Raw genomic sequence first — 15,281 nt, 5'->3', positions numbered from 1 at the left:
GGGCCGTCAGAGCCGCGACCATTCAGGAGGGTTCCAGATGAATGCAAACGAGCAGTCGCGCAGGATCAGCGTCATCACCCCGGTGCCGGTGCCCGCCGCCGCCCAGCCCCTGTTCCGCGCCCAGGTGCCGCCGGAGTGCGTGCGCCCCGGCACCACCCTGGAGTTTTCCTTCGCCCGGGAAGGCGGGCATTTCCTCGACAGCCACTACGACAGCGCGCTGGCCACCGCGTTTGTGCTGGAGCAGGCCGAACAGGCCGAGGCCGACGGCTGCGATGCCGTCTGCATCAGCACGATGACCGACACCGGCCTCGACGCGGTGCGCTCCCGGCTCACCATCCCGGTGGTGGGGGCCGGCCTCAGCTCCTACCTGCTGGCCTGCAACCTGGGGGAAAGATTCTCGGTCGTCACCCTCTGGCAACGCTGGGTGCCCTTCTACCTCAAGAGCCTGAAGCAGTACTGCCTCGATGAACGGCTGGCCTCGGTGCGGCATATCAACACCCACCCCAATCTCGAAGCCCTGCTGACGGGGAAGGAGGAAGTCGTCTTCGCGGCCCTGGAGCAGGCCGCTCGCCAAGCCATCGAGGACGACGGCGCCGACGTGATCGTACTGGGGTCGACCACCATGTACCAGTCCCACCGATATCTGGCGCAAAAGCTCGCAGTCCCGGTCGTGAACCCGGCATTGGTGGGGGTCCAGGCATGCGAAAACCTGCTGGACCTGTCGCTCTCCCACAGCAAGGCCTGCTACGTCGAACCGGAATTCCGCAACGACGGCCTATTGAACAACGTGCTGTCGAGATTCTGATCCCGCACCGGCACGGATCGCACAACCAACCGCAAGGAAACAACACCATGGTGAAAATCAAAGTCAATGGAAAGGAACGCACGCTCGACGTGGACCCGGAGATGCCGCTGCTCTGGGTCCTGCGCGAAGAGCTTGAAATGACGGGGACCAAGTTCGGCTGCGGCATCGGCGCCTGCGGCGCGTGCACCGTCCATCTCGACGGTGTTCCGGTGCGCAGTTGCGGCCTGCCGGTGTCGGCGGCGGCGGGCAGGAACGTCACCACCATCGAAGGACTGGTCGGCCGGATCGCCAGCAGCCTGCAGGCCGCCTGGGTGGCCGAGAACGTCGCGCAATGCGGCTACTGTCAATCCGGACAGATCATGACGGCGGCGGCCTTGATCGCATCGAATCCGCATCCGTCGGACAAGGAGATCGAGGCGGCGATGAGCGGACACATCTGCCGCTGCGGCACCTATCAGCGCATCAAGAACGCCATCCGCGCCACCGCCAGGAACCTGGCCTCGACTCACGCCGCCGGAGGTCGATCCAAATGAAGATGACTCGACGCAGCTTCATCCTCTCCGGAGTCGCCGCCGCCGCGGGCCTGGTGGTGGGCATCTCCTTCGCCGGCGAGAAAGCGCCGGCCGTGCCCTATCCGCACGCGTCGGACAGCGACCTGCAACCGAACGCCTGGCTACAGGTGACGCCCGACAGCCGCATCATCTTCCAGTTCCACAAGGCCGAGATGGGCCAGGGCACGATGACCGGTTTCGTCACCCTCGTCGCGGAGGAACTCGGCGTCGCCCCGGAAACCATCGTCCGTGAATTCTCCGGCATCCATCCGGCCTACCTGAATCCGCTGTTCAAGCTGCAGATCACCAACGCCAGCAGTTCCATGATCACCTGCTACCAGCCCCTGCGCGAAGCGGCGGCGACGGTGCGGATGCTGCTGCTCGCGGCCGCGGCGCAGCGCTGGAACGTGCCGGCGGCCGAACTCGAAGCGCGGGACGGCGTGATCCATCATCGCGGCAGCGGCCGGCGGGACAGCTACGGCAGCTTCGTCGCCGTGGCCAGGACCCTGCCGCCGCCGGACAGGCTGGAGTTCATGCCGCGCGAAAAATATCGCTTCGTCGGCAAGCACAACCGTCGCCTGGAGTCCAGGGAGAAGACCAACGGCTCGGCCAAGTACGGCATCGACATCACGCCGAAAGGCACCGTGATGGCGGTGATCGTGCGCTGCCCCCAGTTCGGCGGCACGCTCAAGCGCTTCGACGCCACGGCGGCCCGGCAGATGCGCGGGGTGCTGGACGTATTCCCGATCGACAGCGGCATCGCCGTGGTGGCCAGCCACTACTGGTACGCTCGCCAGGCCGCCGGCAAGCTGGAGGTCGAGTGGGACGCGGGCGCCATGAAGGGCGTCTCCAGCGCCACGATCGCCCACGATCAGCGCCAGGCGCTGGATCGGGTTGAAGCCGCCGCCGCGCTGCCCGTCGCCGCCGATGGCATCAGCGCCGAATACTCGGCCGGCTTCATGGCCCATGCGCCGATGGAGCCGATGAACGCCACGGTCGCGGTCGAGGGCGACAAGGTCGATGTCTGGGTCTCCACCCAGGCGCCCGACATCGTGCGCGGCGCCGTCGCCCTGGCCCTGGGCTGCGCGCCGGAGAAGGTCACGGTCCATGGCTGCTATCTCGGCGGCGGCTTCGGCCGCAGGGTGATCGCCGACGTCTCGGCGGACGCCGCGATGGTCGCCAAACGTATCGGCAAGCCGGTCAAGGTGATCTGGAGCCGGGAGGACGACATCCGCCACGACCACTACCGTCCCGCCGTGGTGAGCCGGATGTACGGCGAACTCGAAGGCGGCCGGGTCAAATCATGGCGCTTCAGAATCGCCGGCGGCAGCCTGATCTACAACCTGTTCCACGTGCTGCGGCCGGTGATCTTCCCGCCGTCGATGCCGCCGTCCGAGGTGGAAAAGATCGCCCGGAAGAAGATCGAGACCGACGACAAGAACCTCGAAACCGTCAGCGAGCCGGTATACAAGCTCGGCGAGATCAAGGTGGACCAGGTCATCGTCGACAGCGGCGTGCCGGTCTTCTTCTGGCGCTCCGTCGGCCACTCCTTCAATTGCTTCTTCCTCGAAAGCTTCATGGACGAACTGGCCCACAAGGCCGGCGAGGACGGCCTGGCGTTCCGACTGAAGCATCTGGAGCAGGGATCGACCGAAAGCCGGCTGCTGAAACAGGTGGCGGAGAAGATCCGCTGGGGCCGTCCCGCGCGCGGCCGCTCCCTCGGCCTGGCGCTGGACAGGATCAAGGGCGCCATCGTGGCCATGGCCGCCGAGGTTTCCGTCCAGGGCGGGAAGATCCGCGTCCATCGGATCGTCTGCGCCGCCGACATCGGCCTGCAGATCAATCCGGACATCGCCCGGACCGTGATCGAGAGCTGCATCGTCTGGGGCCTGAGTTCCTGCCTGCAAGGCGAGATCACGATCGCCGACGGCCGCGTCGAACAGGGCAACTTCGACGATTACCCGCTGGCCCGGATGCATGACGCGCCGAAGATGGAAATCCATCTGGCGCAATCCGAGCGCAGCCCGGTGGGCGTCGGCGAATGCGCGGTGGCGCCGGTCGCCGCCGCCGTCGGCAACGCCGTGTTCCGGGCCACCGGCAAGCGGCTGCGCTCCCTGCCACTGAAAGTCTGACCAGGTCCGTTCGCACTGAGCTTGTCGAAGTGCAAGCCGCACTATCACCAGGCTTCGACAGGCTCAGCCCGAACGGGTGATGACTTTTTCATCTGTTATTTACTTAGTTTGATCATTACAACAACAGGAGGAAACAATGAAAACCACAACATTCAAGAAACTTTGCATTTCCGCACTGCTCGCGACCTCTGCCCTGTGCCACGCCGGCGAGCCGGCGGCGAACGCCCCCGCCCCCAAGACCGCCGATCTGCTGACCTACGACCGCCTCTACACCGGCAAGAACGGCGAGTCCCATTTCGACAAGGTCACGGTGAACTTCAAGGTCTTCCAGTACGCCAACGACGTACCGCCGGTCTGGGTGGAGTCCGCCGGGCTGCGGCCGGCCAAGGCCGTGCAGTTCATGGCGTCGCCCACCGGCTGGGACGGCCGCGCCAACCATCCTCCACCCCGCCGCCAGTTCTTCATCGTGCTGACGGGCGCCGTCGCCTTCACCGCCTCCGACGGCGAGACCCGTACCCTGCGCCCCGGCCAGGTGCTGCTGATGGAGGACCACCAGGGCAAGGGGCACGGCTCCTACAACGCCGACCAGGGCATTTCCACCGTCGTCGCCATTCCCTTGGCCGACTGAGCGCGGAGAACCCTCGTCATGATCGACTTCACCCTCACTGAAGAGCAGCGCCAGCTCCAGGACCTGGCCCGGCGCTTCGCCGAAAAAGAGGTCAAGCCGCGGGCGGCCGAATACGACCGGCAGCCCGACCCGCGCGACTCCTTCGCCGCCGAGGCTTCGCGCAAGGCTTGCGCGCTGGGATTCCACGCCATGCTGGTGCCCGAGGAATTCGGCGGCATGGGGCTGGGCATGCAGAACTTCTGCCTGGTCATCGAGGAACTGGCGGCCGCCGACATCGGCTTCGCGATGAACTTCGGCGTCAGTTGCGCCATCAGCAAGATGATCGCCGACCACGCCACCCCGGCGCAGGCGGAGCGCTGGCTGCGCCCCTATGTCGACACCAGCGGCGCCACCCACCACTTGCTGGCCTTCGGCGGCACCGAGCCCTCCGGTGGCACCGAAATCGTCTGCCCCGAACCCAATCCCGAGTATGGAACGCGCTCCACCGCCAAGCGCGTCGGCGACGACTATGTAATCAACGGCGCCAAGAACTTCATCACCAACGCCAGCCGTGCCGAACTCTACGGCTGCATGGTGCGCACCGACAAGAGCAAGCCCAATTTCGAGTCCAACAGCATCTTCTTCCTGACGCCGGACACGCCGGGATTCTCCGTCGGCAAGCTGGAGGACAAGATGGGCCATCGGCTGATGAGCAACGGCGAGCTCATCTTCGACAACGTCCAGGTATCCAAGGACGACATGCTGGGCGCGGAAGGCGGCGGCCTCCCGATTTTCGCCAGCGTCCTCGGGGTCAACAGCCTGGGCGCGGGCGCCCTGGCGCTGGGCCTGTCGCGCGCCGCCTACGCAATGGCGGAGGACTACGCCAGGCAGCGGGTCATCTGGGGCCGGCCGATCACCCAGTACCAGAGCATCGGCAACATGCTGGTGGACATGAAGATGCAAATCGAGGCCACCCGGCTCCTGGTGCAGCGCGTGGCATGGGCGGCGGACCACGACGTGCATGACGGCGCGATCCACCACTCGATGGTCAAGGTCTATGCCTCCGAGATGGCGCGCAAGGTCACCGTCGATGCGATGCAGGTGCTGGGCGGATCGGGCTACATGAAGGACTACCCGGCCGAGAAGTACGTGCGCGACTCGATGGTGATCCCGATCTACGACGGCACCAACCAGGTCCTGCGCCAGTTCATGGCGATGGACATGTATTGAACCTTAAGTAGTTAACCACGGCGACACGGCGGGCACGGCGAAACCACGAAGGCTTCTCTCGTTTTGATGAATCGCCCGAGTCAAGTGAGGGGTGAAGCGAGAAAAGAGAAAAGCCAGGAAATCGAGGGTTTTTGCCGTGCCCGCCGTGTCGCCGTGGTTTGAATTGAGGCTTTCAGCTTTAACCGGCGGCCGCGCCCCGTTCGCGCTCGTCGTTCAGCGCCAGATAGCGCCGGGGCGAGACCCCCAGTTCGCGGCGGAACATCGCGACGAAGGCGCTGGGCCCCTCGTAGCCCAGCTCGTAGGCCGTGGCCGTCACCGAGCACCCCTTGGACAGGAGCGTGATGGCCTGCAACAGGCGCAAGCGTTTGCGCCACTGGAGGTAGCTCAGCCCCGTCTCGCCGTTGAAATGCCGCAGCAGCGTGCGCTCGCTGGCGCCGACGCGCTTGGCCCAATGCGACAGCGGATGGTTGTCGGAGGGGTTCTCCAGCAGGGCGTCGGTCACGATCCGCAGCCGTCTGTCGCGCGGCAGCGGCAGTTGCAGCGGCTCCGGCGCGATCGCGCCGAGCAGGTCCGGGATCACCGACAGGATGCGGGCGTCGGCGCCGTCCAGGGCGTAGTCGGGCCCCACTCTGATGGCATGCAGGATCAGTTCCCGCAGCAGCGGCGACACGGTGATCACGCAGCATCCCTCGGCCAGGCCGTGGATCGCCGCCGGGTGCAGGTACAGGGTCCGCAGGTCGAAGGACCCCGTCGCCGTGACCGAATGCACGACGTCCGCCGGCACCCACACGGCCTGCTGGGGCGGCAGCACCCAGGTGCAATCCGCCGTGCTGACGCGCAGCACCCCCGCGGTCGCGTAGATCAACTGGGCCCGCAGATGGCGATGAGCCTCGATGCTGAACTTCTCGTTGGTCGGCCAGCCATAGGCGTAGCCCATGACCGGGCGGCGCTCGTCGTCGTCGTCGGCCAGGCGGTCGTGCATCGGGCCCGCGCCGATGCGCAAGGCGCCGACCCCGTGATGCACCGAGAGCTGGAACGAGACCGTCATCGATCCGCCGGCGCCGCTCAGGAAAACGCGGCGATGCCGGTGATGGCTCGCCCGAGGATCAGGGCGTGGATGTCGTGGGTGCCCTCGTAGGTGTTGACCACTTCGAGGTTGACCAGATGCCGCGCCACGCCGAATTCGTCGCTGATGCCGTTGCCGCCCAGCATGTCGCGCGCGACGCGGGCGATGTCCAGGGCCTTGCCGCAGGAGTTGCGCTTCATGATCGAGGTCAGCTCCACGGCGGCGCCGTCCCCCTCCTCCTTCATGCGGCCAAGCCGCAGGCAGCCCTGCAGGCCCAGGGCGATCTCGGTGAGCATGTCCGCCAGCTTCTTCTGCACCAGCTGGTTGGCCGCCAGCGGCCGGCCGAACTGCTTGCGGTCCAGGGTGTATTGGCGGGCCCGCTGGTAGCAGTCCTCCGCCGCGCCGAGCGCGCCCCAGGCGATGCCGTAGCGGGCGCTGTTGAGGCAGGTGAACGGTCCCTTCAGGCCACGGACCTCGGGGAAGGCGTTCTCCTCGGGGCAGAACACCTCGTCCAGCACGATCTCGCCGGTGATCGAGGCGCGCAGGCCGACCTTGCCATGGATCGCCGGCGCCGACAGGCCCTTCCAGCCCTTTTCGAGGATGAAGCCGCGGATCGCGCCGGCGTCGTCCTTGGCCCAGACCACGAACACGTCGGCGATCGGGCTGTTGGTGATCCACATCTTGGCGCCGCTCAGGGAATAGCCCCCCGCCACCTTGCGGGCGCGGGTCGCCATGCTGCCGGGATCGGAGCCGTGGTTCGGTTCGGTCAGGCCGAAGCAGCCGATCCATTCGCCGGTGGCCAGGCGCGGCAGGTATTTCTGCTTTTGCGCCTCGGTGCCGAAGGCGTTGATCGGCACCATCACCAGCGAGCTTTGCACGCTCATCATGGAACGGTAGCCGGAGTCGATCCGCTCCACCTCCCGCGCCACCAGGCCGTAGGCCACATAGCCCATGCCGGCGCCGCCGTAGGCTTCGGGGATGGTGATGCCGAGCAGCCCCAGCTCGCCCATTTCGCGGAAGATCGCCGCGTCGGTGCGCTCGTGGCGGAACGCCTCCACCACACGCGGCGCCAGCTTCTCCTGGCTATAGGCGAACGCGGTGTCGCGCACCATGCGCTCTTCCTCGGTCAGTTGGTTGGACAGCGAGAGTGGGTCGCTCCAGTTGAATTCCGGCTTGGCCATTTTGAGTTTTCCTTGAGATTTTCAGTGGTGACGGTAGTGACGGCGGGCTATTCCGATGGACCGGATCGTAGGCGCCGGCCAGACGCGAGGCAAACGAATTTTAGGAACCAAGATATGTTGTTTTGGAATATATTCCGGGACGCCAGCGAGTCCATCCCGGAGCCAGCGACATGAGACGCAAGATCCCCAGCATTCAATCCCTGTGCTGCTTCGAGGCGGCGGCCCGCCACGAGAGCTACACCCGCGCCGCCCAGGAGCTGGCGCTCACCCAGGGCGCGGTGTCGCGCCAGATCGCCGCCCTGGAGGAATTCCTCGGCGTGCCGCTGTTCAAGCGCACCCGCCACGGCGTCGCCCTGACGCCGACGGGCGTCGCCTATGCGCGCCAGATCGCCGGCCGGCTCAACGGCCTGGAGCGGGACACCATCGACGTCATGTCGGCGCCCGCCAGCGGCGGCGCGATCCAGCTGGCCGCGGTGCCCACCTTCGCCACGCGCTGGCTGCTGCCCCGGCTGGCCGATCTGGCGCTGCTGCACCCCGAGATCACGGTGCATATCGAGACGCAGACCCGGCCTTTCATGTTTTCCGACAGCGGCTTCGATGCCGCCCTCTATGCCGGAACGGCCGAACAGCTCGCCAACTGGCCCGGCACCCGGGCGACACTGCTGATGCAGGAGGAAGTGGTGCCGGTGGCCAGCCCCCGGCTGCTGGCCGGGCGCGGCCGCTGGCAACCGCGGGACCTGCTGCGCCTGCCTCTGTTGCAGCAGAGCACGCGACCCGACGCCTGGCGCCAATGGTTCGAGGCCATGGGTGCCAGCGCCGACCCGATCCGCTACGGCCCGCGCTACGAACTGTTCTCCATGCTCACCATGGCCGCCAGTTGCGGCCTGGGCGTGGCCCTGGCGCCACGCATGCTGATCGAGCCGGAACTGGCGCGCGGGGAATTGCGCATCGCCTGCGATCGCCCCCTGCGCGGCGCCCGCGGCTACTATCTGGTGACGCCGGAATCCGGCGAGGAACGCCAGGACATCGTCGATTTCCGCGACTGGCTGCTGGCGCGGAGCGGGCCGCAGGCATCCGCTTCCCGACCCGCGCGAGAGTGAACGCCGGGCAGTCATGCCTCCCGGCCCATTGACGGCGAGACATGCGGAACCCAAATACTTCGACATGAACATGACCGCCCAAGGCATGGGTATGGGCATGGCAAAAAAAGAACCCGGCCCCGTTGCGGGGTGCCGGGTCAAGAGGAGATGCCTTCGATGCCGCGGCGATCGATGGAAACGATCGCCGCGGCCAGTCGTGCCGCGATCAGCGGCCAGCCGCCTCGAGCTGTCCCAGCGAAACATCCGAGGACTTCACCTTGGCCTGGTTGACGAACCACTGGGTGGGGTCGGTCAGGAACACCGTGGCGTGGTTGCGCTGGAAGTCGATGATCGCGCCGCCGGAGGTCTGGTAGCTCTGGAAGCCGTCCTCGCCCTTGACCATGAACGAGTGGAATTCCATGAATTTCCAGAACTCGCCCTTGCGGTTGTAGGCCTCGCCGTAGTAGATCCGCGGGTACTTGGTATCCATGTACAGCACCTTCTTGCTGTAGGGATGGACGTCCGGCGTCACCGCCTCGATCACCCAGACCTCGCGCGGCTCGAAACGATCGTTGTTCAGGTTCCAGTGCGGCTCACCCTGCTCCAGCACCGGATAACGCTCGTTGAACGCCTTGGCCTTGGGGTTCCAGGCCGGCAGCCTGGCGTGGGCGACGGCCAGCACCCAGCGCTTGCCGAGCAGCTTGTAGCTCTTGTACCAGGAAGGACGTGCGTTGAAGATCTCCAGGTCGTCCTGCAACTGGTCGGAGCTGCCCACCGGGTCCATCCAGGCGCCGCCGGAGAGACGGCGCACGCGCCGTACCGCCGGCACATAGACCCAGGCGTCGGGCACCTGGGCCGAGTCGTACATGATGGTGAAGGTGCCCAGGCCCTTCATTTCCGCCGGTTCCTTGAAGAACAGCAACTGGCGGGCCTTCTCCTTGCCGTCGCCCTCGGTAGGCTTGCCGCCCAGCCGCCCCTTCATGTTGTAGCGGGTGAATTCGGCGATGGGCTCGGCGTGGATGCCCTTCTTGCCGTCGATCAGGAGCTGGGTCCAGGTCTTGGCGGTCGCCACGTCGCCCGCCAGCTGACCGAGGTGGTAGTTCCAGATCAGCTTTTCGGCGACCTGGGGATCGTTGGCCTGGACGTCGGGGAACGGCTCGCCGGCTTCCCAGCCCTCGATCTCGCGGGTCTGCGGATTGATCTTGGTCTTGCCTGCGTTGGCCTTGCTGGCCTTGACCCACTTGGCGTCGAGCGGGATCTCCTTGGCCTTGTAGAGCGGCAGCTTCCAGCCGTTGTTGCGGATGCGCCATTCCATCTTCTCGGTCAGCAGGCTGCCGATCGGCTTGCCGTCGAGGGTTTCGTTCTTCAGGCTGTCGATGTTGGCGGCGGAAAGCACGGTGCCATCGGCGACCTCGCCGGCCCAGGTCAATTGGCAGGTGCCGGCCATCGCCATGACGACGGCGGTGGTGAGCAGTTTACGTCTGGTGATCATGCGCGATACTCCTCGACTCAGAATTGATAGGTGACTTTGGCGTAGAACTGGTTGTTGTTGGCGAAATAGCCGAACAGACTGGTATTGCGCTCGATGTTGTTGTTTGCGAAGGTGCGCTCGCCGCCGCCGAAGAAGTGGTCGTACTCCAGCTTCAGGCGCCAGTCCTTGCCGAACTGGAAGGCGATGCTCGGCACGATGAAGCCGCCGCCGTAGCTGAGGTCGCGGCCGGCGACGATGCCCGGATTGATGGTGCCGTTGGCGTAGCTGGTGTCGAAGATCACCGTCAACAGGGAGGAATGCTCCTTGCTGCGCTGGCCGAAGCCCACCAGCTGGACAAGATCCTCCTTGCTGTTGAAATCCCGAATCCAGGTGTCGAACAGCTGCACCGAGAAGAACGCGGGCTTCTCGGTGCCCAGCAGGGACTGGGTGAAGGCCAGGTTCTTGTCCATGCGGAACATCGAGCGGATGACGTCCTTGCGCTTCACGCCGTCATAGCCCGGGCCGCCCAGTGCCCCGGAATAGAACGAGGTCTGGCCGTAGTTGTAGGCGAAGTCGCGGATGTAGGCGACTTCGGTGCTGAACACCGCGTCCGCGGCGGCGGAATAGCCCGAGGCGGTGAGGCCGAAGAGGTCGATCTTGGGATAGATGACCTCGCCCGCCAGACCGATCGGCTGATTGCCCTCGAACGGCGTGGAGCCGGAGAGTCCGGCCGTGCCGGGGGTGCTGAAGATGTCATTGCGCATGCTGATGACCGGCACCGGATTGAAGGTCTTCAGGTACGACAGCGAGTAGTTGATCTCGCTGGCCATGCCGCTCCAGCGCAGCCCCCAGGTGTTGTCGCGCGCGTCCGCGCCCCTGACCTCGTAGTTGTAGGGCGTGACGGCGAGGAAGTCGACGCTCTTCAGCGGCTGGTTGGCCCAGCGCCCGCCCTGGATGTCGAAGGTGTTGCCGATCGAGTCGTGCTTGTTCAGCGCGCCGGGACGGAACAGGGCCTGGACCTTGCCGTCGAGCTCCGGCACCTGGATCGTCAGGTTCGCCATCACGGACGGTTTGCGCAGATCCTCGTTGGCGGGCTCGAGGAAGCTGCGCCACATGAAGTTGTAGCCATGCACCATGTCCATGGCCTGGAAGAAGTCCGACTCGCCCCAGACCACCTGCTGCTTGCCCAGGCGCAGCATCACGTTGCTGCTGGGCTTGATGTCCATGTACAGCTCGCGGATCTCGCCTTCGCTGTACAGCCGCGACAGATCGTTATGTCCCGCCGCATCTGCGCCGAGCTTTTCGAGCGTCCGCAGGTAGTCGGTCGACGCATCCTTCACCAGGCGGAACTTGCCGACCCAGGAAATGTTGTCATTGACCGTGGAATCGATGTTGAGCTTGAGCGTGAACCGGGCCATGGACAACTTGCCCTTGGTGTCCCGGTTCGAACCGGCCAGGTTGTCCTTCAGCGTGTTCTGGGTGTTCCAGGAAAACGCCGCGCTCACATCGCCGTAGATCTTCGTATCTTCAGCGTGCGCCGTGGCCACGCACAGGGGTGCCATGGTTGCCAGCACGCCCGCCATCCTGCCGACGGTGCGTCGGACCGACTTTCTTTTTTTACTCATAAACCCTCCTCTAGCATGAATGGGATCAAGCAGTTATCTGTTACAGATTCACAAGGCACTACCAGGGCACTACTACGACTTCTGGCCGAAGACGAAAGCCGGCCGGAATACGAACAGCATCGAAGGCATCAGCAGCAGGGCGGAACTCGCCGACACCGCCAGCCAGATGCCCATCAGCAGGGCCATCTCCGCCTGGAAACGCAGCGAGGAGACCCACCACAGCATCACCGAGAGGATCAGCACCAGCGCGGTGATCACGACGCCGAGCCCGGTGCTGTGCAAGGCGATGGTGGTCGCCGTCACGGCGTCCTTGCCCAGCGCCAGCTCCTCCTTGATGCGGTCGGCGATGTAGAAGGCGTAATCCACGCCCAGGCCGATGCCCAGCGCGGCCACCGGCACGGTGTTGATGTTCATGCCGATGTCCATGAAGGCCATCACCGAGAAAGTGATCGTGTTCGACAGGATCACCGGCACCATGAACACCATGCCGGCGATGGTCGAGCGATAGACGACGCTACAGATCACCACCAGCACGAACAGCGCCAGGGCGATGGCCTCGATCTGTCCGGACAGGATGATTTCGTTGACCGCCGCCATCACGCCGACGGCGCCGCCGGCCAGGTAGTAGGCGCCCTGGCTGAGCGGATTGAGCTCCATGAACTCCTTCACCCGCGCGACCGCGGTGCGGATGGTCTCGCCCTGGCGATCGCGGAACAGCAGCGTCACCGCGGCGTTCTGATAGCCGGTGTCCACCAGGCGATCCAGGTCGCCGGGCTCCGACACCGACTCGAACAGATACATCAGCGAGCCATTGACGGTTTCCGAATCGCCCAGCTCGTAATAGCGCGGATTGCCCTCGTGCATGATGCGGTTGACCGTCGGCACCACGTCGGCGATGGACATCGAGCCGCCGATCTCCGGCTGTGCGCTCATGAAGCGCTGGAACTTGCCGATGCTCTCCAGCACTTCGGTCTTCTTGACGAAGCCCGAGCTCTCGCCGCCGACCACCACGAACATGCGGTCGACGCCCTTGAACCGGTTGTTGATCGCCGCCGAGTCGCGGTTGTAGGGCGCGTCCGACCAGAGGATGGGCGAGCCCGGATTGGCGTCGCCGATCTTCAGGTTGAAGGCGTAGTAGCAGGAGAAGGAGAACACCAGCGCCGCGCCGGCGAGCACCGCGTAGCGCGCCCGCGAGGTCGCCACCCAGGCGCAGAAGCCGAGGAACTTGTGCAGCAGCGGCGCGGTGTTCAGCGGATGGGCGTAGCCCTTCGGATGATGTCCCCAGGACAGCAGCACCGGCGTCAGGATGACCGCGCTCACCGAGAGCGTGAACACCCAGACCACGGACAGCAGGGTGAGTTTCTGCAGCAGCGGAATCGGGCTGAGCGCCACCACCGCCATGCAGCCGGCATCGGCGATGATGCCCAGCATGCCGGGGCGGAACATGTCGAGCAGCGCCAGCCGCGCGGCGTCCTCGCACTTCTCCTTGCCGGCCTCGATGGCGTCCACCTCCTCGTCGAAGCGATTGACGATCTGCACCGAATGGGACACCGCGCGGGCGCTGATCAGCACCGCGACGACGATGACCAGCGGCTCGAAGTGGATGCCGGCCAGCTTGATCACGCCCAGCGCCCAGATCGCGCTGATCAGGCCGGCCAGCATCGGCAGCACGGTGTTGCGCCAGGTGCGCGTGAAAAGGAACAGCAGCGCGGCGACCAGGGCCGCCGTCGCCAGCACCAGATGGAAGGTCTCCGGCAGGTGGTGATTCACCCAGCCGTACAGGATCGGGTCGCCGACGACGTGGATATGGACGCGGTCGTCCTTGACCTTGTTCACTAGATCGTTGATCTCGTGGAACACCACGCCGTAGTCCACCAGGCGGTCGATGAAGTCGACCGTGATCAGCGCGGCCTTCAGGTCGGTCGACACGTAGCTGCCGTAGACCAGCGGATTGCGCACCACCGCGGCCTTCAGCTCCTGCAGCTCGGCCTCGGTCTTGGGCACGTCGGGCCACATCAGGGGGCGGGTCTCGATGTTGTCGGTCGAGGCCCGCACCTCCTTGGCCTTCTTCGAGGCCAAGGAGATGATCTGGAACGGATTCACCGCCGAGACCTTGCGCAGCTCGAACGTCAGGGTCTGCACCTTCTCCAGGATCGCGGGATCGAAGATGTCGCCCTGCTTCGCCTCCACCATGATCGTCACCATGTTGGAGCCGCCGAAGGTATCGGCGAACTTCTCATGCACCTTCACATAAGGATGCGACGACGGCAGCATGTCCGCGAACACCGTCTTCACCTCCACCAGCGCCGCGAAATAGGTGAGCACCGCGGTCGCCAATCCGAGCACCACCACCACCGCCGCCCGCTGGCGGATGCAGAAGGTGGAGAATCTCGCTATCCAGCCTGTTTCAATCATTGCCTTCCCCTGCCATTACGGTCCATCGATCAATCAATTCCCGGCGCCGAGTCGATGCCACGAGGCATCCTCCCCGGTCCAGCGGCCGAGGCTGCCTCCCGCCAGATACAGTTGTCCATCCGCCGCGACGATCCGGGTATGCCAGGCCAGTTCCTGGGGCGCCAGAGGGCCGCCGGACCACGCGCTGCTCTCGCCGTCCGCGGTGGCGAACACGCCCTGGTCGCCGACGGCGAACCAGCGGTTGCGCTGCGCGTCCCACGCGATGTCATAAAAGTGGAGATGGATGTCCGCGCCGTTCCGGTCCCGGCGCCCGGCGGCCACGCGGCGCCAGGTCCTCCCGGCGTCGGCGGTCGTCAGAATGACGCCCTCGAGACCGACCGCCACGCCGTTGCGGGCATCGCGGAACGCCACTCCCATCAGGCTGCTGCGCACGCCGGAGGGCGCCGCCTCCCAGGTGCGCCCGCCGTCCGTGGTGCGCAGGATGCCGCCGGCCTCGCCGACCACCCAGCCGTTCTTCTCGTCGGCGAAGGCGACATCGTTGAAGGCGGTGTCCTGCACGGCGCGCCGGCGCTCCCAGGTCTTGCCGTAGTCGCCCGAATAGAGCAGCGCGCCCATCTCGCCGACCGCCCAGGCGCCGCCGCCGGCGACGGCCTTCACGCGCAGCAGCTTGTCGGTCGACGCGGGCAGGAAGTCGAGGCGATTGCCGCTCCAGAGGCCGCCGCCGTCCTCGGTGACGCAGACCATGCCGCCGTTGCCGACGGCCAGCAGATGCTTGGCGTCCCAGGCGGCGATGTCCTGCAGGTGGCTGGCGGTGCACGATCCCTGGCCCGACCAGGTGGCGCCGTCGTCGATGCTGTGAATGATCTTGCCGAAGTTCCCGACCGCCCATAGCTGCTTGGAAGCCGGAGCGGCAAGTCCGAAGAAGGCGTCGCCGCGCCCCATCACCGGCGGCGCCACCATGGCCCCCACCGACTTGGGCTTGATGAACAGCCCCGCCCAGAGCAGGCCGGCGATGATCAGCCAGGGCATCACCGACAGCACCAACTTGATCAGCCGCGTGACCACCGCGCCCGAATCGACTCGTTGCGACATAGCGCCACTTCCTCCTTGATAATTTCC

Annotated in this window: 12 protein-coding genes; 6 read left to right on the top strand and 6 right to left on the bottom strand. The window is 65.7% G+C overall.

Features of this window, described 5'->3' with window-relative positions:
• Positions 1-37 precede the first annotated feature (37 nt).
• The 5 genes from B9N43_RS02555 to B9N43_RS02535 all read left to right on the top strand — a co-directional run bounded on the left by B9N43_RS02555 (position 38) and on the right by B9N43_RS02535 (position 5,325).
• Entirely contained in the window at positions 38-805 is a 768-nt protein-coding gene (locus B9N43_RS02555; protein ID WP_145840772.1) for an aspartate/glutamate racemase family protein, read from the top strand.
• Positions 806-852: 47 nt separating this feature from the next.
• On the top strand, positions 853-1,338 hold the full coding sequence (locus B9N43_RS02550; RefSeq protein ID WP_145840771.1) for a (2Fe-2S)-binding protein: 486 nt from the start codon (positions 853-855) through the stop codon (positions 1,336-1,338).
• Positions 1,335-3,488 (top strand): xanthine dehydrogenase family protein molybdopterin-binding subunit, encoded by a 2,154-nt coding sequence (locus B9N43_RS02545; protein ID WP_145840770.1) that lies wholly within the window; start codon positions 1,335-1,337, stop codon positions 3,486-3,488. The genes B9N43_RS02550 and B9N43_RS02545 overlap by 4 nt, the downstream gene beginning before the upstream one ends.
• Positions 3,489-3,624: 136 nt before the next feature.
• Positions 3,625-4,116 (top strand): cupin domain-containing protein, encoded by a 492-nt coding sequence (locus B9N43_RS02540; RefSeq protein ID WP_145840769.1) that lies wholly within the window; start codon positions 3,625-3,627, stop codon positions 4,114-4,116.
• Between the two features lie 18 nt (positions 4,117-4,134).
• Entirely contained in the window at positions 4,135-5,325 is a 1,191-nt protein-coding gene (locus tag B9N43_RS02535) for an acyl-CoA dehydrogenase family protein (RefSeq protein WP_145840768.1), read from the top strand.
• Positions 5,326-5,503: 178 nt separating this feature from the next.
• Here the strand turns inward: B9N43_RS02535 and B9N43_RS02530 are convergent, their stop codons facing one another.
• Together B9N43_RS02530 and B9N43_RS02525 are read right to left on the bottom strand one after the other, a co-directional pair.
• The gene (locus B9N43_RS02530) at positions 5,504-6,373 is read right to left on the bottom strand and encodes an AraC family transcriptional regulator (RefSeq protein ID WP_145840767.1); all 870 of its coding nucleotides are present in this window, start codon (positions 6,371-6,373) and stop codon (positions 5,504-5,506) included.
• 17 nt (positions 6,374-6,390) lie between these two features.
• Positions 6,391-7,572: an acyl-CoA dehydrogenase gene (locus B9N43_RS02525; RefSeq protein WP_145840766.1), complete on the bottom strand. Its 1,182-nt coding sequence runs from the start codon at positions 7,570-7,572 to the stop codon at positions 6,391-6,393.
• Between the two features lie 170 nt (positions 7,573-7,742).
• Between B9N43_RS02525 and B9N43_RS02520 the strand changes: the two genes are divergently transcribed.
• Complete coding sequence (locus tag B9N43_RS02520) at positions 7,743-8,672, top strand: LysR substrate-binding domain-containing protein (protein WP_145840765.1); 930 nt, start codon at positions 7,743-7,745, stop codon at positions 8,670-8,672.
• 205 nt (positions 8,673-8,877) lie between these two features.
• Here B9N43_RS02520 and B9N43_RS02515 read toward each other — a convergent pair whose 3' ends face one another.
• From B9N43_RS02515 to B9N43_RS02500, 4 genes are all read right to left on the bottom strand, one after another.
• A complete protein-coding gene (locus B9N43_RS02515; protein ID WP_145840764.1) occupies positions 8,878-10,143 on the bottom strand; it encodes a DUF1329 domain-containing protein in 1,266 nt (421 codons plus the stop codon).
• Between the two features lie 17 nt (positions 10,144-10,160).
• The gene (locus B9N43_RS02510) at positions 10,161-11,747 is read right to left on the bottom strand and encodes a DUF1302 family protein (RefSeq protein ID WP_145840763.1); all 1,587 of its coding nucleotides are present in this window, start codon (positions 11,745-11,747) and stop codon (positions 10,161-10,163) included.
• A gap of 72 nt (positions 11,748-11,819) precedes the next feature.
• Complete coding sequence (locus B9N43_RS02505; protein WP_145840762.1) at positions 11,820-14,162, bottom strand: efflux RND transporter permease subunit; 2,343 nt, start codon at positions 14,160-14,162, stop codon at positions 11,820-11,822.
• Between the two features lie 33 nt (positions 14,163-14,195).
• On the bottom strand, positions 14,196-15,254 hold the full coding sequence (locus tag B9N43_RS02500; protein ID WP_186453950.1) for a sialidase family protein: 1,059 nt from the start codon (positions 15,252-15,254) through the stop codon (positions 14,196-14,198).
• Positions 15,255-15,281: the final 27 nt, after the last annotated feature.

This window comes from Denitratisoma sp. DHT3 (assembly GCF_007833355.1).
GTDB lineage: Bacteria > Pseudomonadota > Gammaproteobacteria > Burkholderiales > Rhodocyclaceae > Denitratisoma.
Note: the sequence above shows the minus strand (reverse complement) of the source record. Positions and strands in the feature narration are given on the sequence as shown.